This is a genomic window from Butyricicoccus sp. OF10-2, assembly GCF_003481925.1.
Classification (GTDB): domain Bacteria; phylum Bacillota; class Clostridia; order Oscillospirales; family Butyricicoccaceae; genus Agathobaculum; species Agathobaculum butyriciproducens.
Window position 1 is genome coordinate 46204 of record NZ_QUMC01000007.1, and the last position, 23545, is coordinate 69748.

The 23545-nt window shown below is 54.9% G+C and carries 19 protein-coding genes, 2 pseudogenes and 1 other annotated feature; of the genes and pseudogenes, 6 read left to right on the forward strand and 15 right to left on the reverse strand.

The features are described from left to right. Positions 1-108 precede the first annotated feature (108 nt). The 8 genes from pgsA to DXB00_RS05580 all read right to left on the reverse strand — a co-directional run bounded on the left by pgsA (position 109) and on the right by DXB00_RS05580 (position 8811). Positions 109-768, reverse strand: a complete 660-nt coding sequence (gene pgsA, locus DXB00_RS05545; RefSeq protein WP_117751027.1) for a CDP-diacylglycerol--glycerol-3-phosphate 3-phosphatidyltransferase — start codon at positions 766-768, stop codon at positions 109-111. Positions 769-774: 6 nt separating this feature from the next. Continuing rightward, on the reverse strand, positions 775-2109 hold the full coding sequence (gene rimO, locus DXB00_RS05550; RefSeq protein WP_118728760.1) for a 30S ribosomal protein S12 methylthiotransferase RimO: 1335 nt from the start codon (positions 2107-2109) through the stop codon (positions 775-777). Positions 2110-2275: 166 nt separating this feature from the next. Further along, the gene (rplL, locus tag DXB00_RS05555; RefSeq protein WP_117488253.1) at positions 2276-2602 is read right to left on the reverse strand and encodes a 50S ribosomal protein L7/L12; all 327 of its coding nucleotides are present in this window, start codon (positions 2600-2602) and stop codon (positions 2276-2278) included. Positions 2603-2724: 122 nt separating this feature from the next. Further along, positions 2725-3294: a 50S ribosomal protein L10 gene (rplJ, locus tag DXB00_RS05560; RefSeq protein ID WP_308744113.1), complete on the reverse strand. Its 570-nt coding sequence runs from the start codon at positions 3292-3294 to the stop codon at positions 2725-2727. A gap of 7 nt (positions 3295-3301) precedes the next feature. After that, positions 3302-3468, reverse strand: a sequence feature (ribosomal protein L10 leader region). 50 nt (positions 3469-3518) lie between these two features. After that, on the reverse strand, positions 3519-3896 hold the full coding sequence (locus DXB00_RS05565; RefSeq protein ID WP_118728759.1) for a hypothetical protein: 378 nt from the start codon (positions 3894-3896) through the stop codon (positions 3519-3521). An 85-nt stretch (positions 3897-3981) separates the two neighbouring features. Then, complete coding sequence (locus tag DXB00_RS05570; RefSeq protein WP_118645842.1) at positions 3982-5367, reverse strand: citrate/2-methylcitrate synthase; 1386 nt, start codon at positions 5365-5367, stop codon at positions 3982-3984. A 342-nt stretch (positions 5368-5709) separates the two neighbouring features. After that, on the reverse strand, positions 5710-7125 hold the full coding sequence (cysS, locus tag DXB00_RS05575) for a cysteine--tRNA ligase (RefSeq protein WP_118728758.1): 1416 nt from the start codon (positions 7123-7125) through the stop codon (positions 5710-5712). Between the two features lie 765 nt (positions 7126-7890). Further along, positions 7891-8811: an FUSC family protein gene (locus DXB00_RS05580; protein ID WP_118728757.1), complete on the reverse strand. Its 921-nt coding sequence runs from the start codon at positions 8809-8811 to the stop codon at positions 7891-7893. Between the two features lie 686 nt (positions 8812-9497). Between DXB00_RS05580 and potA the strand changes: the two genes are divergently transcribed. From potA to DXB00_RS05600, 4 genes and pseudogenes are all read left to right on the forward strand, one after another. Continuing rightward, positions 9498-10550: a spermidine/putrescine ABC transporter ATP-binding protein gene (gene potA / locus DXB00_RS05585; protein WP_118728756.1), complete on the forward strand. Its 1053-nt coding sequence runs from the start codon at positions 9498-9500 to the stop codon at positions 10548-10550. Then, a pseudogene (locus DXB00_RS05590) lies at positions 10547-11397 on the forward strand (ABC transporter permease). The gene potA and the pseudogene DXB00_RS05590 overlap by 4 nt, the downstream one beginning before the upstream one ends. A 66-nt stretch (positions 11398-11463) precedes the next feature. Beyond that, positions 11464-12201, forward strand: coding sequence for an ABC transporter permease (locus tag DXB00_RS05595; RefSeq protein WP_118728960.1), 738 nt, complete (start codon positions 11464-11466; stop codon positions 12199-12201). After that, positions 12198-13235 (forward strand): ABC transporter substrate-binding protein, encoded by a 1038-nt coding sequence (locus tag DXB00_RS05600; protein WP_118728755.1) that lies wholly within the window; start codon positions 12198-12200, stop codon positions 13233-13235. Before DXB00_RS05595 ends, DXB00_RS05600 begins: the two co-directional genes overlap by 4 nt. A gap of 156 nt (positions 13236-13391) precedes the next feature. Here DXB00_RS05600 and DXB00_RS05605 read toward each other — a convergent pair. From DXB00_RS05605 to DXB00_RS05615, 3 genes and pseudogenes are all read right to left on the reverse strand, one after another. Continuing rightward, a pseudogene (locus DXB00_RS05605) lies at positions 13392-15685 on the reverse strand (xanthine dehydrogenase family protein molybdopterin-binding subunit). Further along, positions 15682-16155, reverse strand: coding sequence for a (2Fe-2S)-binding protein (locus DXB00_RS05610; RefSeq protein ID WP_118360063.1), 474 nt, complete (start codon positions 16153-16155; stop codon positions 15682-15684). Before DXB00_RS05610 ends, DXB00_RS05605 begins: the two are co-directional and overlap by 4 nt. 12 nt (positions 16156-16167) lie before the next feature. Beyond that, positions 16168-16932, reverse strand: coding sequence for an FAD binding domain-containing protein (locus tag DXB00_RS05615; protein WP_118728753.1), 765 nt, complete (start codon positions 16930-16932; stop codon positions 16168-16170). 138 nt (positions 16933-17070) lie between these two features. Between DXB00_RS05615 and DXB00_RS05620 the strand changes: the two genes are divergently transcribed. Both DXB00_RS05620 and DXB00_RS05625 read left to right on the forward strand, forming a co-directional pair. Further along, positions 17071-17412, forward strand: coding sequence for a winged helix-turn-helix domain-containing protein (locus tag DXB00_RS05620; protein WP_118360065.1), 342 nt, complete (start codon positions 17071-17073; stop codon positions 17410-17412). Next, positions 17339-18019, forward strand: coding sequence for a nucleotidyltransferase family protein (locus DXB00_RS05625; protein WP_243022595.1), 681 nt, complete (start codon positions 17339-17341; stop codon positions 18017-18019). The genes DXB00_RS05620 and DXB00_RS05625 overlap by 74 nt, the downstream gene beginning before the upstream one ends. Positions 18020-18245: 226 nt before the next feature. Here the strand turns inward: DXB00_RS05625 and DXB00_RS05630 are convergent, their stop codons facing one another. The 4 genes from DXB00_RS05630 to DXB00_RS05645 form a co-directional block, all read right to left on the reverse strand. Beyond that, entirely contained in the window at positions 18246-19646 is a 1401-nt protein-coding gene (locus DXB00_RS05630; RefSeq protein ID WP_118728751.1) for a uracil-xanthine permease family protein, read from the reverse strand. A gap of 263 nt (positions 19647-19909) precedes the next feature. Further along, a complete protein-coding gene (locus tag DXB00_RS05635) occupies positions 19910-20746 on the reverse strand; it encodes a prephenate dehydrogenase (RefSeq protein ID WP_118728750.1) in 837 nt (278 codons plus the stop codon). Between the two features lie 106 nt (positions 20747-20852). Further along, positions 20853-21506, reverse strand: coding sequence for a VanZ family protein (locus tag DXB00_RS05640; RefSeq protein WP_118728749.1), 654 nt, complete (start codon positions 21504-21506; stop codon positions 20853-20855). Positions 21507-21571: 65 nt separating this feature from the next. Continuing rightward, on the reverse strand, positions 21572-23494 hold the full coding sequence (locus DXB00_RS05645; protein ID WP_118728748.1) for an NAD(+) synthase: 1923 nt from the start codon (positions 23492-23494) through the stop codon (positions 21572-21574). Positions 23495-23545 lie beyond the last annotated feature (51 nt).

A 23545-nucleotide genomic window follows, 5' to 3' on the forward strand; every position in this document is an offset into this window, starting at 1 on the left:
GTCTTTCAAAATAAGAATATTTTCACATTTATCCTGTTCCCGCACCAGAGGAAATATAAAAAAGAGGTGCACCGAAGTGCACCTCTGAGGCTGAAACAGTATGCGGTTTTACTTTGCCTTTACCGCGCCGTCCTTGATGAGATCCCAGTTCTTCTTGAGATAATCATAGCCGGAGTAAATGGTAACCAGCGTTACCACCCAGCCGACGATGGTCAGCAGCAGCGGCATACCATCCGCATGAGGGATGAACATAACAGCGGTAACACCATCGCCGTCCGCGAAAGCGATACCGTTTGCCAGCGCACCCATGATGATATAATACAGATAAATGACGATGATGCCGCCAATCTGCACACAGGTCTTGACCTTGCCCGTCCACGTTGCGGCCATAACAACGCCCTTATTGGCTGCAACCACGCGCAGAGACGTGATGATCAGCTCACGCGCGAGGATAACGCAGACCATCCAGCCTGCCATCGCCTTCTGCTCTACGAACAGGATGAGCGCGGACGCTACGAGCAGCTTATCGGCCAGCGGATCGACAAATTTGCCGAAATCCGTCACCTGATTGTACTTTCGCGCCACATAGCCGTCCAGAAAATCCGTGAACGATGCCACGCAGAACAGCACGAGCGCGATGACCGTGCTGGTCGGGAACGCGGCGAGATACCGGGTCTCATCGATGATCAGCATGGGCTGCGCCGCAAAATAGATGAAAAACGGAATCATCGCAATGCGGGTCAGCGTGATTTTATTTGCGGTTGTCATAGGAAATTATGCCTCCTTCTGACGGACACCGAGTAGGTCGGGTCCAAGGCTTTCGGTGATGAGAACGGACACAAACTCGCCTTCCGCCGGTTCGTTATCCGCCGCGTCAAAGTAGACGTGGCCGTCTACCTCGACCGAATCCGCGTAGGTACGGCCATACCACAGGCCCTGCTCCTCGTCAAAGCCCTCGCAGAGCACCTGCATGACCTCACCGTGGCGGGAGGTATTGTAGTCGTCGAGCACACCGGACTGCAGCTCTTCGACGATCAGACGGCGGTTCTGCTTGGTCTCGTCGTCGATCTGGTCGGGCAGCTCTGCGGCCTCCGTGCCTTCCTCCGGCGAATACTCGAACACACCGACACGCTCAATGCCGACATTCTGCAGGAACTCACACAGCTCGGCAAACTCGTCCTCGGTCTCGCCCGGCAGACCGACGATCAGGCTTGTACGCAGTACAAGACCCGGAATACGCTCGCGCATATCCTCGATCAGCCTGGTAAATTCCGCGCCGTCACCCGGACGGTGCATGGCACGCAGAATGCGCTTAGAGACATGCTGCAGCGGAATATCCAGATACTTTACGATTTTCGGCTCATCCGCAATCACGTCGATCAGCTCGTCCGTAATCTGGTCGGGATAGAGATAGTGCAGACGAATCCAGGTAAAGTCCATCTTGCACAGCTCGCGGAGCAGCTCGGGCAGCAGACGCTTATGCTCGGGCAGGTCCATACCGTACTTGGTGATGTCCTGCGCGATGACGATCAGCTCCTTAACGCCTGCGTCAGAGAGCGCACGCGCTTCCTCGAGCAGCGATGCCATCTCACGGCTGCGGTAACGGCCGCGCAGCTTGGGGATGATACAGTACGCGCAGGTGTTCGAGCAGCCCTCCGCAATCTTAAAGTATGCGGTGTACGAGGGTGTCAGGCGGTCACGGCTGCCGTCGAGTGCAGCAGAGGTCATATCGGCCATGTACGCCGCCTGCTGCCCCTTGAGCGCCGCATTGGCCGCGTCCACGATGTCATCATAGCTGCCCGTTCCGCAGAATACGTCGATCTCGGGCAGCTCAGCGCGCATCTCGTCAGCATAGCGCTGCACCAGACAGCCGGTCACGACCAAGCCCTTCATATTGCCGGTCTGCTTATTCTGGGCGGTCTCCAGAATGGTTTCGATAGCCTCGGTCTTAGCGGCTTCGATGAAGCCGCAGGTGTTGACAACGCCAACGTCTGCTTCGGTCATATCCTCGGTGATCTCCCAGCCTGCGTCCCGCAGCCGGGCCAGCATGTGCTCGCTGTCCACGAGGTTTTTCGCGCAGCCGAGCGAAATAAGTCCTAATTTCGGCATGAGATTCTCCTTCTTGTCCACATTATTATTCTATTTTATTATACCGCACAATTTCGGGTTTGTCACCACTGACTGACGGAAATTTTGGCATAGAAAAAGACGCAGAGCAAACACTCTGCGTCTTTGGAATTGCTTGATTGCAAGCAGTTGGTTCGGTAAGGAAACCTTACTTCAGCTCAACCTTAGCGCCAGCAGCCTCGAGCTTCTCCTTGATCTCGTTAGCCTCAGCCTCCGGAGCAGCCTCCTTGATGGTCTGCGGAGCGGTGTCAACCTTCTCCTTAGCTTCCTTCAGGCCCAGGCCAGTGATCTCGCGAACAGCCTTGATAACGTTGATCTTGGAAGAGCCAGCGTCAACCAGAACTACGTCGAAGTCGGTCTTAGCGTCAGCAGCAGCTGCGCCGTCGCCGCCTGCTACAGCACCTGCAACAGCTACCGGCGTAGCGGATACACCAAATTCTTCCTCGAGAGCCTTTACCAGCTCAGAGAGCTCCATAACCTTGAGCTCTTTTACAGCTCCATAATCTCAGCAACAGTCATGGGATTAAACCTCCAATTTTAGATAATTTTTAAGTTAAAATGTGTTCCTGACCGAATAAATCAGTCAGTGCGGGGAAATTACTCAGCAGCTTCTTCTGCTGCAGCTTCCTTCGGGGCTACCAGTTCAGCAACCTTCATTTCCTCATTGCCCTCTGCCTTCTTAACGATAGCATCGCAAGCAATAGCGAGCTGCATAATGGGGTAGTTGAAGCTGTACAGTACCTGAGCGATAAGGGTTTCCTTGCTCGGCATAGCAGCCAGCTTCTTGACCTCGTCCTCACCGATGGCCTTACCTTCCAGGTAACCAGCCTTCAGGGTGAAGTTCTCGTGGGTCTTAGCAAAGTCAGCCAGGATCTTCGCCGGAGCGACAACGTCGTCGGTGGTGGAGATTGCCAGAGCGGTGGTACCGTGCAGGCACGCATCCAGCTCGTCAAAACCCAGTTCCTTAGCTGCAAAGCGGATCAGAGTGTTCTTGATGACAGCATACTCAACGCCAGCTTCACGGAGCTGCTTGCGGAGCTTGGTATCATCCTCTACGTTGATGCCCTTGTAGTCGACCAGTACACCTGCCGGAGAATTCTTGATCTTCTCTACCAGGGAAGCGACCAGAGCCTTCTTCTCTTCCAGAATCTTTGCGTTCGGCATCATTTTCACCTCCTGTAAAATAAAAGTACCCTCCGGTGCAAAGACACAGGGAGGGTACACAGAAAACATAATCAAATATGATAATAAACATGTCTGTGTTGACCTCGGCGGGCGGCGAATAAATCGCCATTTAAGCCTTGCGGCGCCAGCTGTCTTTGACCAAGCTCATTTAGTATAACGCATATAGAGCAGGTTGTCAACACTTTTTTCAAATTTTTTATTAAATATCATTCCTTCAGGATTAGAGGTGCAGTGCCGGCTTTTGATACCCTCTGTTCCGCGGTATTCTCTGCGATATGACCATTGTTTTCAACTGTAATGGTAAATTCATCACCGCACATAAGCCGTTCAACGGGATCGTCCGATACATATTCCTCCGGAGACGCAGCACTGGCCAGTGAAATAATATGAGATTCAAAGGAATGTTCCCCGATAGTCACCGAAACGCTTTCCTGTTTAACGAATTTGGCATACAGCGATCTGACGTGCTCCTTGAATATCGGATTCACTTCCGCATCCGACTTGAAATATAGGATGATACGGTTTTCTTTATAAGATACCTGCGCATCTGTTAATAGGATATCTGCTAAGCTGAGCATTCCCATATAATTATCCTCTGCACAATATAAATAGAGCGGAGAGCACTATACCCTCCACTCCAATTACTAACTACTGATTACTAATTAAAAATCAGTCGTTGATCGGACCGTCATTCCGCTCATCAATATTAACATACTCGATATTCTTCGCAACAGGCTTATACGCCGGACGGATGATCTTACCGCCGGTGGTAACTTCCTCAAGTCGGTGTGCCATCCAGCCGACGATACGCGCGGTAGCGAACAGCGGCGTATACAGCGACTTGGGCAGTCCGAGCATTTTATAAACAAAGCCGGAGTACATATCGACGTTTGCACACATCGGCTTGTCGCTGCCCTTGATTTCGGCAAAGACACCCGGCGTCAGCTTTTCTACCAGCTCGATCAAATCCATCTCGTCCGAATAGCCGGTCTTTTCCGCCAGCGGACGAGCAGCCTTTTTCAGTGCAACGGCACGCGGATCGCTCAAGGTGTAAATTGCATGACCCATGCCGTAGATCAGGCCGGAGCCGTCGCCTGCTTCCTTATTCAGAATCTTGCGCAGATAATTGCCGACCTCGGTCTCGTCCTTCCAGTTGTGGATATTCTCCTTCATCTCCTCAAACTGCTTGACGACGCGCAGGTTTGCACCGCCGTGGCGCGGGCCCTTCAGCGAGGAAACCGCAGCCGCGATCGCCGAATAGGTATCCGTACCGGACGAAGAAGTAACACGCACGGTGAAAGACGAGTTGTTACCGCCGCCATGCTCGGCGTGCAGGATCAGACAGCGGTCGAGCAGCTTAGCCTCGTCATCGTTGAATTCGCCGGTCGGACGGATGAGGTGCAGAATATTCTCTGCAGTCGAACGGTTCGGATCCGGCACATGCAGGAACATGGAATCATTATCAAAGTAGCGGCGTTTTGCCTGATACGCATGCGAAATGATAACCGGGAACTTGGCCATCAGGCTGATACCCTGACGCATAATGTTCTCGACCGTGGTTTCATCCGGGTTCGCATCATAGGAATACAGTGCCAGCGTTGCGCTTGCCAGCTTGTTCATGATGTCGCGGCTCGGTGCACGCATGATCATATCCTCGGTGAAGTTGTCCGGCAGGGCACGCTCCAGACCGATGGTGTGCTGAAATTCCGCCAGCTGACGGCGGCTCGGCAGCTTGCCGCACATAAGCAGATAACCGATCTCCTCAAAGCCGAAGCGGTTTTCTTGCTCCAGACCGTGAATCAGATCGTATACATTATATCCGCGATAGGTCAGGCGGCCTTCGATCGGCTCGCGCTCGCCCTCGTTCAGAATATAGCCGTGTACGTTGCCCAGATGCGATGCGCCGACCAGAACACCGGTACCGTCCGCGTTACGCAAGCCGCGCTTGATGCGGTAACGCGTAAACAGATCAGGTGGGAGCTGGTTGTGCATACAAAAGCTCTCACTCAGTTCATGCAAAAGTTCTTCCTTTACATAATCAGGCTGAATCGTCATTCCGCCTTCTCCTTTCCGTCCCAATAAATCAGATAATGAATATATTGTACCGCAATCCTGCAAAAATGTCAATCAACGACACTTGTATAAACCGACAAAAACCGCTTTTTCGCAGGTTTTCCGCTTGTTCATCCTGATATCACGCAAGATTTTTATTTGCGGCGTGCAAAGATTTTATCAATTTGAAGTGAAAAAGTCGACTGCAGTGTTGCCTTAGCACCGGTTGACCGATACACGCGTGCTGCGTCAGCAAGATGCTCTGCCAGTGCGGAAACACGCAAAAAGTCCTCTATCCACACACGAACAGAGGACTTTCTCTATCAAATAGTCAGGATTTGCGATTTAATTGCGGCTCCACTGCGTGCCCTGACGGGTATCCTTAATGGTAACGCCCATATCAGCCAGCACACCGCGGATACGGTCTGCCTCAGCGAAGTTCTTCTCCTTCTTAGCTGCGGCGCGCTGCGCGATCAGCTCCTCAATCTTCTCTGCGTCCGGATCAACCGCATCGTCGCGGTTCTGCACCAGATTGAGCACACCGGTCAGCTCCATGAACAGGTCATGCGCTGCGGTCAGGAATGCCTTGGTGGCATCCTGATGAGAGCCGTTGTACGCGTTGATCTCGCGGGTCAGCTCGAAGATGGCGGACAGTGCGTCTGCGGTGTTCAGGTCGTCGTCCATTGCGTCGATGAACTTCTGCTTGTAACCCTTCAGAGCCTCCAGCTTCTCGGCCTCCTCGGCAGTCATGGTGTCGCCGGATGCCTTTTCGATGCGGAACTCCATATTATTGCGGGCCTCGTACAGACGGGCAAGGGAGGCCTTGTTCATCTCAAGCGACTCAGCGGAGTAGTTAAGCGGAGTGCGGTAGTGCGCGCTCAGCATGAACATGCGGATGGTCTCATAGCCGAACTGCTTTGCTGCGTCGCGGACCATGAAGAAGTTGCCCTTGGACTTGGACATTTTCTCATTGTCAATGGTCAGGAAGCCGTTGTGCAGCCAATAATGCGCAAAGGTGCAGCCGTTTGCACACTCGGACTGTGCGATCTCGTTCTCGTGATGCGGGAAAATCAGATCAAGACCGCCGGAATGGATGTCGATGGTCTTGCCGAGGTACTTGTTCGCCATAGCCGAGCACTCAATATGCCAGCCCGGACGGCCCTTGCTGCCCCACGGCGTATCCCAAGCCGGCTCACCCGGCTTTGCAGCCTTCCAGACCGCGAAGTCCATCGGATCTTCCTTTACCTCGCCGACCGAGATGCGGGCACCGGCCTGCAGCTCCTCCATCGGCTGGTGGCACAGCTTGCCATACTCAGGGAAGGACTTGGTGCGGAAGTATACGTCGCCGTTCTCAGCAACGTAAGCGTGACCGTTCTCGATCAGGCGCTCAACAATATCAATAATAGCGTCCATGGTCTCGGTCGCACGCGGGTGCACGGTCGCCTTCTTGACGCCCAGACCCTGTGCATCAACGAAATATTCCTTAATATAACGCTCAGCGATGGTGTTGAAGTCCACGCCTTCCTCGTTCGCCTTGTTGATTACCTTGTCGTCAATGTCGGTGAAGTTCTGAACGAACTCAACCTTGTAGCCGCGGTACTCGAAGTAACGGCGCAGCAGATCGAAAATGATGAACGGACGTGCGTTGCCGACATGGAAATAGTTGTATACCGTCGGACCGCAGGAATACATCTTTACCTCGCCCGGCGTGATCGGAACGAATTCCTCCTTCTGACGGGTCAGCGTGTTGTAGAGTTTCATGATTTTTATCTCCTTTTGATGGTTTTCAGGAAAGCTATGCGGAGTTTCGGGAATAAAAAAGCCTCCCAGGGGATATTCTTCCCTCGGGAGGCGTGCAAACGCGGTTCCACTCCGATTTTTCGCTCGTGCAGTGCGGTAACGGGCACTTCCCGCAAGGCGTTTGACCCTGTTGCTCGGCAGGCGCACTTCACCGTTTCCCGCGCAAAGCCCTTTCAGCCGAGGAGCCTCTCTCTTTCGCGCAAGGCGATCCGGTTACTTTTCCTGCGTCATCGCATAAATAACGATTATAATGATTTTATTATAACCATTTTATGAGGAGAAGTCAAGCCGACCGGTGCAGGCCACAGCTTTCCGCAAAATTAAATACACCGCAGAGAGCACCATCTTGACGAACAGCGCTTTCCGCGGTATACTATGGATATACAGGGACACTGTCTATGCAGTCAGCCCTTTATCGAATCAAAAGTTTTATGCTAATGACCGTTCGGGGACCAGCCGAGCGGTCATCGCGCTTTTACGAAGAAAATGTACAGTACAATGACCGCACAAATAAAAAGCTGAAGTGCTTTCTTCTTCATCTGCGCCCACCTCCTTTCCACCGCAGACCGCGGGGAAAGAAAGGGCTGACCGCCATACAAAAACAGCGTGTATATATCCTTAAACAACAGTATAGCAGATTAAGGCGTATTTTGTCTATGCGCTGTATGACTATAAAAACACCGCAGCGTGCACGATTTTAACAGTTCGTGCACCTGCGGTATATTTTTACACATGATGAAACGCGGTCAGAAAATCATACGCATCGAGCAGATTGCCGATATGAAAATCCATAACCTGTGCATCCATCGGCGAGCACCGGCAGTAATCCTTAAGGTTTTCCGGCGCGGTAAGACCATGTGCCTCCAATCGCTCTATACTCTCCTCTCCGGGCGCCGGATTGGAGTCCATATTGCACAGCGCCGCCAGCTCACCGCACATTTTGGCAAGCAGCTGCTCGCAGCCGCGCAGATAGGCGGCCTCCTGCCGTCGGGCGGCAACACGCACGGCATGCTGCCACAGCGCTACCGGCTGCTTCTCGAAAATACGCAGCTCGGACGCAAGCGAGGTCATTTTCTCTGTCAGCGGCGTCAGATCCGGATAACGATGCTCGAGCACGCGCGACTGCAGCAGCGGCAGAAACATTTTCTGAATCTCATCCATCGTATTGATGATCTTCTGGCGGTTGTTATACGGCCGAATCACCACATTGACGAGCAGCGCCACCACCAGACCGACCAGCGTATCCGTGAAGCGGTGGAAGCCATACACGATTGAATCTCCGCCGGTATACAGGCACACATCCGCAAACACGATACTCGCCAGCGGAATCGCAAAATTCAGCTTGAGACCGATACACAGCGAAATCACACACAGCACGCCGAGCGCCATCCACACGAAAAACGTTGGATTGGGCAGCACGGTAACAAACACACATGCGATCAGATAGCCGAGAAATGTACCCGCTATCTGATTGAGGCTCTCCTTGAGCGAATCCACCCAGGTACGGCTCATCACCGAAATTGCACCGATGGCTGCAAAAATAGGCAGGCTGGAACCCAGCACCATCGCCAGTGCAAGCGCCAGACCGACCGATACCGCAGTCTTGATGGCACGCTGACCTACCCGAAACCGTTTGATAAACTGCAACGTCCTATCCCCTTTACCCCTGAATACCGTATGTTTTTAAGTGTACCACATTCTATCGGTAAAAGCCAACACAATCCTGTCACACAAAGAAAAAGGCTTCCCGGCCATCTGTTCCGGGAAGCCTTTATAAATTCGGTTTGATTACCGCTTACTTAGCAGTGCGCTCTGCCTTGCGAGCCTTAGAGAAAGAACGGCCGTTATCCAGCTCCATCATGCGTGCGCTTACCAGACCATTAAAGAAACCCTTCATCATGATATATACAACTCCTTAAAAGTTAATGACTAAATTACGTTTTTGTGTTTGGATCATTTCCTGATCACAGGTATTATAATACACGATAACCGCCTCTGTTACAAGAGCCATATTTTATGAACCTTTACCAATCGAAGCGCCATCTTTTTGTGCATATTTAACAGTATCCGTTTGCGAAGTGTACAAATCAAGCTATTTCAGCTTGTACGTTTTACATAACAAAGCTGGCAAATCCTCCAAATCGAGCATCCTCCCCTCGAATTTCCCTGCTTTTTGCGAGCAGAATCTGCGTATCACCTTGACTTTTACGGCATTTCCCTATATTATTATATGATAAAAATTTGTTTGCTACAATATAGATATAGCGCGACCCCAAACCGAGCCTGACCCGCTCGGTTTGGGGCTGCTACCTGTTTGGGGAGAGTGATGAGGATTGAATCAAAATCTGGTCGATCTGCAAAACCTGAAAAAAGAATTTGACGGAACGCCTGTGCTGCGCGGCATTTCGCTGTCCATCAAGCGCCGCGAGTTTGTGACCCTACTCGGTCCGTCCGGCTGCGGCAAAACGACCACACTGCGCATCATCGGCGGCTTTGAGCAGCCGGATTCCGGCGATGTATTCTTCGACGGCAAGCGCCTGAACGATGTACCGCCGTATCAGCGCGAGATCAACACCGTATTCCAGCGCTATGCGCTGTTCCCGCACCTGAATGTTGCGGAGAATATCGCATTCGGTCTGCACATCAAAAAGCTGGACCGCGCAGACATCAAGCGCAAAACCGCAGAAATGCTCGAACTGGTTGGTCTGCGCGGCTTTGAAAACCGCGATGTGACCAGTCTTTCCGGCGGTCAGCAGCAGCGTGTTGCCATCGCGCGTGCGCTGGTATGCGAGCCGCGTGTGCTGCTGCTCGACGAGCCGCTCGGTGCCCTCGACCTCAAGCTGCGCAAGGACATGCAAATCGAGCTGAAGCGTATTCAGCAGCGCACCGGCATCACCTTTATCTACGTCACACACGACCAGGAAGAAGCGCTGACGATGAGTGACCGCGTTGTCGTTATGAACCACGGCGTTATCCAACAGGTCGGCAGCCCGACCGATATCTACAACGAGCCGGTCAACGCCTTTGTTGCGGATTTCATTGGTGAATCCAATATCATTGACGGCGTGATGCTCGAGGACTGCAAGGTCGAGTTCTGCGGCCGCACCTTCGAGTGCGTGGACAAGGGCTTCGGCCGGAATACGCCGGTCAATGTCGTTATCCGTCCGGAGGATCTTAAAATCGTTTACGCCGGTGACGGTCTGCTGCAGGGCGTTGTTGAGTCGATCGTATTCAAGGGCGTACACTATGAAATGATGGTGCGTACCCAGTATTTCACCTTTATGGTGCATTCCACCATGGCGGAGTCGGTCGGCAAGACGGTCGGTCTGTCCGTCATTCCGTTTGACATCCACATCATGCACAAGAGTGCGGAGGCGCAAGCGTGAAAAAGTCCTTTGCCTATCCCTACGGCGTATGGCTCGCCGTATTTATTCTTGCCCCGATTCTGATGGTCGTGGTCTACGCGTTCCACAATGCGGACGGCGGCTTTACCCTGCATAATTTCAGCTATCTGCCCGGCTACCTGCCGATTTTCGGACGGTCGTTCTGGCTGGCGTTTCTCTCAACGGTGGTGTGCCTCGTGCTCGGCTACCCGATGGCGTACCTCATGAGCCGCCTGTCCGCCAGCAAACAGAGCCTTTGCATGATGCTCATCATGCTGCCGATGTGGATCAACTTTCTGCTCCGCACCTACGCATGGATGTCCATTCTGGAGAACAACGGCTTCATCAACCAGTTTTTCCGCTCCATCGGACTTATCTCGTTCCTGCAGAGCCATTTCGGCTATTCGCTGGATTATATTCCGCTTATCAACACACAGGGCGCGATCGTGCTCGGCATGGTGTACAACTTTCTGCCGTTCATGGTGCTGCCGATCTATACCGTTCTCATCAAGCTCGACCGCAAGCTGATCGAAGCCGCGCAGGACCTCGCGCGCCGACCCATCTGGTGTTCCGCCGCGTCATCTTCCCGCTGAGCATTCCCGGTGTGATTTCCGGCATTACAATGGTATTTGTGCCGTCTGTCTCCACCTTCGTTATTTCGCAGATGCTCGGCAGCGGCAAGAATCTTCTCGTCGGTGACCTGATCGACCTGCAGTTCATGGGAGGTGCGTACAACCCGCACCTCGGCTCGGCAATCGCGCTCGTCATGATCATCCTCATCTTCATCTGTATGTGGATCATGAACAAGTTCGATGACGGCTCCTCCGAGGAAGGAGGTCTGCTGCTGTGAAAAATTTTCAAAAACTTCTATCTGCTGCTGATTTTCCTGTTCCTGTACGCGCCTATCGTTGTGCTGATGATCTTCTCGTTCAACGATTCCAAGTCGCGCCGCCTGTGGAACGGCTTTACCACCCGCTGGTATGTCGAGCTGTTCCGCGATGCGGATATTCTCCATTCACTGTATGTCACGCTGCTCGTGGCTGTTGCCGCTGCCGCGATTGCAACCGTGCTCGGCACGATTGCCGCCATCGGCATCCACAACATGGGCCGCAGAGCCAAAGCGGCTTACCTGACCGTCAACAACATCCCGATGTCCTCCTCGGATACCATCATGGGCGTGACGTTCATGCTGCTGTTCGCCGCCATAGGTCTGGACAAGGGCTATCTGACGCTCATTCTCGCGCATGTTACATTCTGCACACCGTATGTCGTTCTCAACGTCATGCCCAAGCTGCGCCAGCTGGATAAAAACGCCTATGAAGCCGCACTCGACCTCGGCGCAACGCCGCATCAGGCGCTCCGCAAGGTCATCCTGCCCGAGATTATGCCGGGCATCGTCACGGGTGCTATCATGGCGTTCACCATGTCAATCGACGATTTCGTGGTGTCCTACTTTACCGCCGGCACGACTAGTCAGCCGCTGTCGGTCGTGATCTATTCGATGACCCGCCACCGCATGACACCGAAGATCAACGCCATCTCGACCATTCTGTTTTTGATCGTGCTGGCGCTGCTCATCGTCATCAATGTGCGTCAGTCCCGCGACGAAAAGCGCCGCGAGGCCGCCCGCCGGAAAGGAGCGATGCAGCCGTGAAAAAACGTATGCTTTCCCTGCTGCTGTGCGGCGCGATGTGCGCCGGCCTGCTCTCCGGATGCGGCAATGCGTCCTCAGCAGAGGTGCTCAACGTGTATAACTGGGGTGAGTACATCGACACCGACCTTATCGACCGGTTCGAAGAGGAAACCGGCATCAAGGTTATCTACAACACCTTTGATTCCAACGAAAACCTGTATTCGCGCATCCAGACCACGAGCTACGACGTCATTATCCCGTCCGACTACGCGATTTCGCGCTTTATCAACGAGGATATGCTCCAGCCGCTCAACTACGATCATATTCCGAATATGAAGCTGATTGACGAGAAATACACGCATCTGGACTTCGATCCGGAGCAGAAGTATTCCGTGCCCTATACCTGGGGCGTGGTCGGCATCGTGTACAACACCAAGTACGTTGATAAAGCGGATATCGGCTCATGGGATTTGCTGTGGAACCCCAAATACACCAACCGCACCGCGATGTTCAACAACTCGCGCGACGCGCTCGGCATTGCGCTGATGTACCTCGGCTATTCGCTTAACACCACCGACAAGGACGAGCTGCGCGAGGCGGCTGACCTTATCATCGCCGGAAAACCGGTATATCAGGGCATCTGGATGGACCAGATTCTCGAAAAGCTGCCGAGTGAGGAAATTGTGGCTGCACCGTACTATAACGGCGATGCCGTCACCATGATAGACGAGAATCCCGACCTCGCATTCTACGTTCCGAAGGAGGGTACCAACCTGTTTGTCGATGCCATGTGCATCCCGAAGAACGCGAAGAACGTTTCGGGTGCGGAGAAGTTCATCAACTTCATGTGCTCGACCGAGGCAGCGGTGGCAAACTGGGAGTATGTCGGCTATTCCAGTCCGCAGACTGAGGTCTATAACGAACTGAACGAGGAAATCACCAGCGACTCGCTGTATTTCCCGGATATTACGCAGTATCCGACCGAGGCGTATACCAATCTGCCGACGGAAATCAACCAGTATTACAACGACCTTTGGGTTGATATTTTAACGTGATTTAATATGTTTGCCGTAGGGCGTGACGACCTCGGCACGCCGTGTAAACCATCTGCAACCCGTTACAACGGCGCGCCGAGTCGTCGCGCCCTACAGATTTTGACATCTGCGGCAAAGAAAAAGAACGTATCCGATCGGATACGTTCTTTTTTGCACTTACTTTTGCTCCATCGCTGCCATCGCAATCTTTTCCGGCGTGATGGGAAGTTCATAGAACCGCTTGCCTACGGCATTTCGGATTGCATCCGAAATCGCCGGCAGCGGTGTGTTGATAACAACCTCGCCGATGGATTTTGCGCCGAACGGGCCTTCGCCCTCGTAGCTGTTCTCGAATTCCACGCGGATCTTGCCGATATCCACGCGTGCAGGAATCTTATACTGGAAAAGCGAATTCTCCATCGGATAGCCGCGGTCATCATAGGTAACGCTCTCAGTCAGCGTCATGCCGATGCCCTGCGCAATGCCGCCCTCGGCCTGCACGCGCGTCAGGTTCGGGTTGATGGGCGTACCGCAGTCCACTGCCGCAGCGTAATCCAGCAGGGTTACCTCGCCAGTTTCGGTATCCACCTCGATTTCAGCCGCACCGACCATATACGGCGGAGGCGAAATCTCGGACGAATGCGTAACCGTTGCCTGCAGCTCGATGCTGTTGCCGTTCATGGAAGCCGTCGCAATATCACTCAGGCTAATGGTCTTGCCTGCATTTTCGCCTTCCTCTACGCGGACTTCCCTGCCGTCGAAGCTGACCTGCGCCTTGTCGCAGCCGAGCAGCTTTGCGCCGAGCGCACAGATTTTGCCGCGCAGCTCAAGCGCGCACTTCTCGGTCGCCTTGCCGGTGACGTAGGTCGTGCTCGATGCATACGAGCCGGAATCATACGGCGACCAGTCGGTGTCCGCACTCAGCGTGGTGATGTTGTCAAGCGGACACTCAAGCACCTCTGCCGCAATCTGCGCAAGCGTGGTATCACAGCCGGTGCCCATGTCAGCCGCGCCGATGAGCAGCGTGTAAAAGCCCTCATCGTTGACCTTGAGCGTCGCACTGCCGACATCCATGCTCGTGATGCCCGAGCCCTGCATCGCCATGCCCATGCCGACCGCACGAATCTTGCCGTTTCCCATGTCCCGGCACGGATACTTGTTATCCCAGTCGATCATGTCGTGCACGCGCGCCAGACAGCGGTCGAGCGCACAGCTTGTGTTCATCTGACCGTAGTACGCGGGCATGATCTCGCCCTCATGCGTAATATTCATCTCACGGATTTTGAATGGGTCCATGCCGAGGATGTTCGCCAGCTCGTTTACCGCGCTCTCCACCGCGAACAGGCCCTGCGTCGCGCCGTAGCCGCGGTACGCGCCCGCCGACATGTGATTGGTATACACAACGTCACTCGTAAAGCGGAACGCCTCGGCCTTGCCGTACAGCGGAATCGACTTATGACCGGACAGACCGACCGTTGTCGGGCCGTGCTCACCGTACGCGCCGGTGTTGGACAGCGTGTGCAGGTCGATGCCGCGCACGATGCCGTCCTTGTTTGCGCCCAGACGGACGTGCATTTCCATCTCGTGGCGCGGCGAGGAGGCAATCTGGCTCTCCACGCGGCTGAAGATGATCTTGGACGCTTCTTTGTCATCCAGGTGACAAACGCCGGATACACCGCGCTGACTGCGGTCTGCTTGGCGCCGAAGCCGCCGCCGATACGCGGCTTGGTGACGCGCACCTTGCTTTTCGGAATATGCAGTGCGTTCGCCACAATACGGCGGGTATGGAACACGATCTGGGTCGAGCTGATGATGTGCAGACGGCCGTAGGTGTCGATCTCGCAGTAGGTGCGGAAGGTTTCCATCATCGCCTGCTGACATGCCTGCGTGTGGTACACGCGGTCGATAACAACATCGCAGTCCGCGAGGACCTCGTCAATATCGCCGTTGCCGCACTCGTCATGCGCACACAGGTTGCGCCTGTTGTCCGCGCCGACCGGTGCAAGGCTCTCCCAGTTGTCCTCCGGATGCACGAGCACCGGATTGTCCTTTGCCGTGTGGAAATCGAGCACCGGTTCGAGCACCTCGTACTCCACCTTGACCAGCTTCATCGCCTTATCCACGCATTTTTCGTCCGCACCGGCAAGGATGGCAACCACATCACCGACAAAGCGCACATGACGGTCGATAACAAGGCGGTCATACGGACTGGCCTCCGGATAAGTCTGACCGGCCTGTGTATAGCGGCGGCCGTCCTGATCGACGTCCTCCCAGGTGAAGATGGCCTCCATGCCGGGGACTTTCATCGCGGCGGTCTTGTTGATAGACTTGACGATGGCGTTCGCGTGCGGCGAGCGCAGCAGCTTGACGCACAGGCAGTCGCGCGGCGTTACATCGTCCACATACACCGGCTGACCGGTCACAAGCTGCATTGCATCCTTTTTACGGAGCGGCTGATTGACTACCTTCACTGTGCGTCCTCCTCTCTCTGCTTTTTCCAGTCGAGATAGGCACGGATACCGCGCAGCTGTCCCTCATACCCCGAGCAGCGGCACAGATTGCCTGCCAGATATTCCTTGATCTCCTCATCGGTCGGGTCCTGCTTTTCGCGGAACAGCGCGATCGCGTTCATCATAAAGCCGGGATTGCAGAAGCCGCACTGCTCCGCACCCTGATCCGCGATGAACGCGCCGAATTCGGCGGCTTCGCCCTGCAAGCCCTCCAAGGTCGTGATCGTATGTCCGCTTGCACGCGCTGCCAGCACCGAGCAGGACAGCACCGGCTTTTCGTCCATAAATACGGTGCACAGACCGCAGTTCGCAGTCTCACAGCCGCGCTTGACGCTCAGGCAGCCATGCCCCCGCACAAAGTCGATGAGCAGCGTGTCCGCCGCCACATCGTCTGCTACTTTCTTTCCATTCAATGTCATTGTGATCAGCATATCCGTTCCCCCTTACTCTGCATCGAGCGCGTGTGCCGCGCGGCGCACCAGCACACCCGCGAGGTGTCTGCGATATTCCGCACTGCCGCGCAGACTGCTGCCGGTCTTAATTTCCGCCCGAACAACTTCCGCCATCTGCTCTGCCGTTCTATCCACAGGCTGTGCATAAATCTGTGCGCGTGCCGGACGGGCACCGATGGCGAACCGGTAGCCGTTTTCGTCCTTGACGGACGCACAGGTCAGCACCGGAATATCGGTCTGGCTGATGCGCACAGACTGGTAGTTGAATTTCGCATTTTTCTTGGGCACGATAATGCGCACCAGAATATCGCGGTCCTTGGGTCTTTCGGCGTACTCGGAAAGCGGCACAATGCCGCCCTTGTACAGCTCTACCTGTGCGTCCAGCACGAGGAACATGGTCAGCACATCAGAAAAGCCGAATCGGCTGTACAGGCTGCCGCCGACGGTCGCCAGATTGCGCAGCTGCACGCCGACAATATGGCGCACAGACTCGCGCATCGCACCGTTCGTGTAGGCTGCCAGTCCTTCGTGCAGCTCCAGCGCGCGCAGCGAGGCCATTGCACCGATCCGGAACTCGGTGTCGGTCTCCTCGATGGTGTCCAATCCCAGACCGGACAGGTCGATTGCCGTGCCGACATTCAGCGTCTCCATTTTGAGCCAGATCATGCCGCCGATCACGCGGTTGGACTTTTTCTGGTTGAGCGCATACGCTTCCTCGAGCGACTCGGCTTTTTTGTATTCCCGTATCGTCAACATACGTTATATCCTCTCTCTTTCAGGGGAATGTGTTATCTTTTCAGTATACTACTTTTATTTTACCACAAAATCTGCTATAATGCCGTTGTGAATATCAAAATACAACGGAAAAGAAAAAGTTGTGGGAAAGGAGCCGCTATGCAGCCAAATATCCGCGTGATGCTGTTCGATGAGAACGGCGAACGCTTTTTCGGTGAGGGACCGTGCCGCCTGCTGCATGCCATCGAGCAGACCGGATCGCTTCGCGCTGCCGCGCAGTCCATGCAGATGGCATACACCAAGGCGCTCGGACTCGTCCGTCATGCCGAGCAGGTGCTCGGTTTTGCGCTCACCGAGCGCAAAATCGGCGGCAAAGGCGGCGGCGGCAGCGTACTCACCGATGAAGCAAAGGAGTTTCTCTATCGCTATGAGCAGTATCGTGACGCCTGCAAACAAGCAGGAAAACAGCTCTACCCGCAGTTTTTCCCCGACGAAAAGTGAAATCGGATGTGTGATCATGGCATCCGGACTGGCAAAACGGTTTGGCTCCAACAAGCTGCTCGCCGAATTTGACCGAAAACCACTGCTCTGCCGTGCGTTTGCCGTGACAGAGGGGTTGCACCGCGTGGTCGTTACCCGCTCGACCGAGGTGCAGACATTGTGTGAAGAATGCGGCATTCCTGTCCTGCATCATGCCCTTCCCTTTCGCAGCGACACCGTGCGGCTGGGACTGGAGTACCTGCTGCCGCGGTTTCCGGCCATGTCCGGCTGCGTGTTTCTGCCGGGCGATCAGCCGCTGCTGACGAGGAAAACGCTCTGCGGTATGGTGTCGGCGTTCTGTGCGCAACCGAGGAAACGATCACGGATTTTTCGCCTGTGCGAACCGCAAAGCGGTACGCCGGGCAGTCCCGTGCTGTTCGGCGCAGATTATTTTGAGGAACTGCGTTCTCTTCCCGAGGGCAGGGGCGGCGGCGTAGTTGTCAAACGGCATGCAGAACAGGTTGCGCTGTTTCCCGTAAAGCATCCGGCGGAATTGATGGACGCGGATACGCCGGACGTTCTCGCAAAATTAAAAATGATTTTTCAAAACGATTCATTTTATCAGTAATGCCAACCATTTGATGTGGCGTTACATGGGCGTACCTTGTGCGCCCCTACGGTTACGTTTGTGCAGTCGGTTTACACGGTGCGCCGAGGTCGTCGCACCCTGCAGTATCATTTTACGCCTCTCTCAATCGGAATGGCGAATGGTTGACCGTTACAATCATTTTCCATCCTCAATTCTCCATTCGCAATTAAAAACCCCGGAAAGAACTTCTTTCCGGGGTTTTGCATTATGCTTCGGTTTTCTTATCCTTCGGGAGCACGATATTGAGCAGAATCGCAACAAACGCTGCCGGTACAATACCGGAACCGCCGAAAATCAGCTGAACCGCCTGCGGCGCCTGTGCCAGAATGGTCATATTGGCACCCATGCCGTAGCCGACACCCAGAGCAACCGACACTATGGTCAGGTTGCGCGGCGTCATCTCCTCCTTGGTGATCAGCTGGATACCGCTGATAACAATGGACGAGAACATCATAACAGCCGCACCGCCGAGCACGGACTGCGGCATAATGGACACGATCGCGCCCAGCTTCGGAATCAGGCCGCACAAAATGAGGAAGATTGCGCCGACGGACAGTGCACCGCGGTTGACAACCTTGGTCATGGTAACAAGGCCTACGTTCTGGCTGAACGAGGTGTTCGGCAGTACGCCGAACAGCGCCGCAAACGACGAGCCGATACCGTCGCAGGCTACACCGCCGGACAGCTCCTTGTCGGTTGCCTCACGGCCCATGCCGCCTTCCATAACGCCCGAAATATCGCCGACGGTCTCGACTGCGGTAACAATAAACATAACCAGTACCGGCAGGATGGCACGCAGATCAAACACCGGCTTTACCGGCATCAGCTTCGGGATGGCAAACCAGCTGGCCTGTGCTACCTTGTCCCAGTTGAGTACCCATGCCTTGGTGAATTCTATACCGTCCGCGTCAACTGCGGTGGTCGGCAGAACCAGACCCATGATGATTGCCGCAATGTAGCCTCCAATAATGCCCACAAAAATCGCAGACGAGCCAAGAAAGCCCTTGCAGCCGTGCTTGACGACCAGAATAACCACCAGCACGAACAGCGCCAGCAGCAGATTTTCCATCGAGCCGAAATCCTTCGCAGAGTTGCCGCCGCCGAAGGAATTGATGCCGACCGAGATCAGCGACAGACCGATACTCAGCACGACCGTGCCGGTAACGACCGCCGGAAAGAATTTGCGCAGCGGCTTGAGGAAAAAGCCAAGTACCGTCTCAAACAGGCCGCCGAGAATGGACGCACCCATAATCGCGCCATACGCAATCACACCGCCGCCCATGGTAGCCGCAACGCTGTTGAACACGCCGATAAAGCCCGAACTTGTACCCATGATGATCGGCACCTTGCCGCCGATCGGGCCGATGGAAAACAGCTGCACCAGCGTTACCACGCCGGCCACGAACATCGCGTTCTGCAGAACGCTTACCTGCAGGTCCGCGAACTCGCCGCCTGCAATGCCGCACGCACCCATGATGATGAGCAGCGGCGTCAGATTGCCGACGAACATCGCAAAAACGTGCTGCAGTCCCAGCGGAATCTTGCGCGACAAAGGCATTTTTGCCTCAAAATCGTGCGCTGCGTCCATAGAAATTTTCTCTTGCATACCCACACTCCTTTGTGTTGTCCTGTAAAGTGCCGTGCCATTCATTCCCCTTAGCAAAACACTTTCTGATTTCATGCAAATAAATTATAACAAAAACAAATTCCTATGTAAATGGATTGCGCGGACAGCCGCAGGATTTTGGAGGTATGCGCAAAAATTTACGTTCTGCGACCTGTTTCCTTAACAATTTCCCGAATCCGCGCAAAAGGAAAGGAACAACGCACACAGGCATTGTCCCTTTTCGTATCGTTTCGAATTTCTGATTAACCCAGTCTTTCCTTGCGCTCACGTCCGTCTCTCAGCAGAATGGTCAGTTCCTCGCGGTCTCCTGCTCGGATGGCCTTGCGGTATTCGTCAAGGTGCTTGATGACCTCATCAATCTCCTCCGCGAGCGGCTCTGCGTTGCACAGGAACAGCTCGCTCCACATGGTCTCATTCAGCTTGGCAACACGCGTCAGATCCTTGTAGCTGCCCGCCGAATAGCCGTTGTGCTTGTCCGCCTCCGGACTTTTGATGTACGCCGAGGAAACCACATGCGCCAGCTGCGAGGTAAACGCGATCATGTGATCATGCTGCTGCGCCGTGCAGCGCACGGTCTGACCGAAGCCGAGCGACATGAAGTACGCTTCCAGCTGCTCAAGCACACGCTCGGTGCTGCTCTTTGTCGGCACAAAGATCATGCTCGCACCGTCAAACAGGGTCGACAGGGCAAAATCCAGACCGGAGAACTCACGGCCCGCCATCGGATGGCCTCCGACGTAGTGCACACCGGCGTCGAGCGCCGCCTGCTCCAGACGATCGACCATAAACTGCTTGACGCCGACCATATCCACGATCACGCAGCCCTTTTTCATCTTCGGCATGTTCTCGAGCAGCCAGTCTACCGTTGCCTGCGGGTACAGACCGATGATAACAAGGTCAGCCTCCTTGTACAGCGCTTCGGTCGCAATCGCGTCAATCGAGCCGTCAGCCAGTGCCTGCTCTGCAGTTGCACGCGTGCGGTTCCAGCCCAAAACGCGGCTGAGCGTGCGCGCCTTGATGGTTTTCGCCATCGAGCCGCCCATCAGGCCCAGACCGGCGATGAGTACGGTATCAAACATGAATGGGTTCCCCCTGTCTTTTGTTTTTTATTCAGTTAAAGTTTATAACGGCAGACAGGGTTTGTCAATGAAAAACCGACTGCCTTTGCAGCCGGTTGTCATTTCATCATTTCTTCGGTCTTGGATTGACACTGCAAATCCGGTGCCACAACGGCGTAATCCGGCAGATAACGAACACAAGCAGCGCACCTGCCAGATTGAGGATAAGATCATCCACATCGCACGAGCCCGTTCCGGTGTACACCTGCAGCACTTCCACCGCCGTGATGCTCAGCGTGAGCGACGCCGTGAAAAAGAAAATGCTTCTCTGCCAGCGGAACAGTGCGGGCAGAAATACGCCCATCGGCGCAAACGCAATCAAATTGCCTGCCAGATTGAGTACCACAAGCCGCAGCGAGATATTGCCGTAGCCGTAGGCCAGCAGGTAATTTTTCACCGTGCGGAGCGGCTCCAGATTTACCATATCGAGCGAGGTATGACCAAATCCGCGGCCGAATGCGTTATCGAAAAACAGCACATTCAGCAGCACCCATATGTAGTACAGAAACAGCACCAGCATGTACAGCCGCCGCCGTGTCGGACGCGTATTGTCCGGCACGCCGCAGAACAGCGCAGCACGCAAAAGCACCGCAAAAATCGCTGCAAACATGAATTTCTGCTCGGGTGCAACGGTGATTCCGGGTGCTAACTCATAATAGATGTTGAAGCACAGAAATACCGCTGTCAGCAGTACCGCTATGCCGCGAATTAAATTCTTCAAAAGGAGATTCTCCTTTGTATTGGAATATCATAGGGCGGGAGTACCCGCCCTATGTCAAAATTCTGTTACAGGCTCTCCGCTTCTCTGAGCCACAGCGCGGATACTGCGTCCGACGGCATACGCCAGTCGCCGCGCGGCGAAAGCGTTACGGTGCCGACCTTCGGGCCATCCGGCAGGCAGGAGCGCTTGAACTGCTGCGTAAAGAAGCGGCGCATAAAGGTCGTCAGCCACTTCTTGATGGTCGCGTCATCGTACACGCCCTCGAAGGTCTTGTGTGCGGCACGGAAGATCTTGCGCGGCGGATAGCCGAAACGCAGCATGTAATACAGGAAAAAGTCGTGCAGCTCGTACGGGCCGACCAGATCCTCGGTCTTCTGGCTGATTTCGCCGTCCTTAGGCGGCAGCAGCTCAGGTGATACCGGGGTATCGAGCACATCCTGCAGCACGTCGGACAGCTCCCCGAGGGTGCGATCGGCCTCATAGGCAACAAGGTAGCGCACCAGCGTTTTCGGGATAGAGCCGTTCACGCCGTACATGCTCATGTGGTCGCCGTTGTAGGTCGCCCAGCCGAGCGCCAGCTCGGACAGGTCGCCCGTACCGACAACCATGCCGCCGTTCTTGTTGGCGAGGTTCATCAGCACCAGCGTGCGCATGCGGGCCTGACCGTTTTCAAAGGTAACGGAAAGATCGTCCTTGGACTGACCGATGTCCATGAAATGCTGATCGACCGCCGCCTTGATATCCACGGTCTTGAGCGTAACGCCGTAGGCTTCCGCCAGTTTTTCTGCGTTGCCCTTGGTGCGGGCGGTCGTGCCGAAGCACGGCATCGTGACGGCCAGAATGCCCTTGCGGTCGAGTTCGAGCATATCAAACGCATGTACGAGCACGATGAGCGCGAGTGTGGAATCCAGGCCGCCGGACAGACCGACAACCGCCGTTTTCGCGTGCGTATGGCGCAGACGGGTCGCCAGACCGGTTGCCTGAAGCGTGAGAATCTCCTCGCAGCGTTCATCGCGGAGCGCCTTGTTCGCCGGAACGAACGGCGTGCGCGGGAACGTGCGGTCGGCAAGGTCGTTTTCCACCGGCTCGAGCGAGAACGAGAACACGCTGCCCTCGATAGACTCGAATGTGTTCATGCGCTGACGCTCGTGCGCCAGACGCTGGAGGTCGATATCCGCGTAAATGATGCCCTGCGAGAACATCTTGCTCTCAGCCAGCAGCGCACCGTTCTCCGCGATAAGGTCGTGACCCGCGAAAACAAGGTCCTGCGTGGACTCGCCGAAGCCGGCGTCCGCATACAGGTACGCGCACAGCAGTCGTCCGGACTGCTGACGAACAAGGTCGCGGCGATAGCCCGCCTTGCCGATGATCTCATCCGATGCGGACAGGTTGACGATAATGTGCGCGCCCATCTGCGCCAGCGTAGTAGACGGCGGATTCGGCACCCACAGATCCTCGCAAATCTCCACGCCGAAGGTGAACAGCGGCTGCTCATCGCACTGAAAAATGCTGTCGGTCACAATCGGTACATAGCGCGGCTCACCGGCTGTATCAGTAAGCGTTACGCTCTCGATCGAACCCAACGCATCTGCCGATACGAAATGGCGCTGCTCGTAGAACTCGGAGTAGTTCGGAAGATGGGTTTTCGGCACGAACGCCAGCACGTCACCGGCGTTTACGACAGCAGCCATATTGTACAGCTTACCGCGCACGCGCAGCGGCAGACCGACTACGATGACAGCCGCAAGCTCTGCGGTCTCGCGGCAGACCGTGTTCAGCGCCTCCAGTGCGCCCTCGAGCAGCGTTTCCTGCAGGAACAGGTCGCCGCAGGTATAGCCGGTCAGGCACAGCTCGGGGAATGTGATGAGCTTCGCGCCTTTGGCAGCGGCCTCCTTCGCCAGCTTTACGATCTCAGAGGTATTATATGCACAGTCCGCAGCGTGCAGATCAGGCGTTGCTGCGGCAATTTTGATAAATCCATCTCGCATCGGTGATGCTCCTTCCAGTGGGATAGTCCAGATAGAGTTAGTATACCTCTT

What these genes read in the sequence shown, in the direction of transcription:
- pgsA (WP_117751027.1), bottom strand. Translation starts at nt 768, where the DNA reads ATGACAACCGCAAATAAAATCACGCTGACCCGCATTGCGATGATTCCG.
- rimO (WP_118728760.1), bottom strand. Translation starts at nt 2,109, where the DNA reads ATGCCGAAATTAGGACTTATTTCGCTCGGCTGCGCGAAAAACCTCGTG.
- rplL (WP_117488253.1), bottom strand. Translation starts at nt 2,602, where the DNA reads ATGGAGCTCTCTGAGCTGGTAAAGGCTCTCGAGGAAGAATTTGGTGTA.
- rplJ (WP_308744113.1), bottom strand. Translation starts at nt 3,294, where the DNA reads ATGATGCCGAACGCAAAGATTCTGGAAGAGAAGAAGGCTCTGGTCGCT.
- DXB00_RS05565 (WP_118728759.1), bottom strand. Translation starts at nt 3,896, where the DNA reads ATGGGAATGCTCAGCTTAGCAGATATCCTATTAACAGATGCGCAGGTA.
- DXB00_RS05570 (WP_118645842.1), bottom strand. Translation starts at nt 5,367, where the DNA reads ATGACGATTCAGCCTGATTATGTAAAGGAAGAACTTTTGCATGAACTG.
- cysS (WP_118728758.1), bottom strand. Translation starts at nt 7,125, where the DNA reads ATGAAACTCTACAACACGCTGACCCGTCAGAAGGAGGAATTCGTTCCG.
- DXB00_RS05595 (WP_118728960.1), top strand. Translation starts at nt 11,464, where the DNA reads ATGATCTTCTCGTTCAACGATTCCAAGTCGCGCCGCCTGTGGAACGGC.
- DXB00_RS05610 (WP_118360063.1), bottom strand. Translation starts at nt 16,155, where the DNA reads ATGCTGATCACAATGACATTGAATGGAAAGAAAGTAGCAGACGATGTG.
- DXB00_RS05615 (WP_118728753.1), bottom strand. Translation starts at nt 16,932, where the DNA reads ATGTTGACGATACGGGAATACAAAAAAGCCGAGTCGCTCGAGGAAGCG.
- DXB00_RS05620 (WP_118360065.1), top strand. Translation starts at nt 17,071, where the DNA reads ATGCAGCCAAATATCCGCGTGATGCTGTTCGATGAGAACGGCGAACGC.
- DXB00_RS05625 (WP_243022595.1), top strand. Translation starts at nt 17,339, where the DNA reads ATGAGCAGTATCGTGACGCCTGCAAACAAGCAGGAAAACAGCTCTACC.
- DXB00_RS05630 (WP_118728751.1), bottom strand. Translation starts at nt 19,646, where the DNA reads ATGCAAGAGAAAATTTCTATGGACGCAGCGCACGATTTTGAGGCAAAA.
- DXB00_RS05635 (WP_118728750.1), bottom strand. Translation starts at nt 20,746, where the DNA reads ATGTTTGATACCGTACTCATCGCCGGTCTGGGCCTGATGGGCGGCTCG.
- DXB00_RS05645 (WP_118728748.1), bottom strand. Translation starts at nt 23,494, where the DNA reads ATGCGAGATGGATTTATCAAAATTGCCGCAGCAACGCCTGATCTGCAC.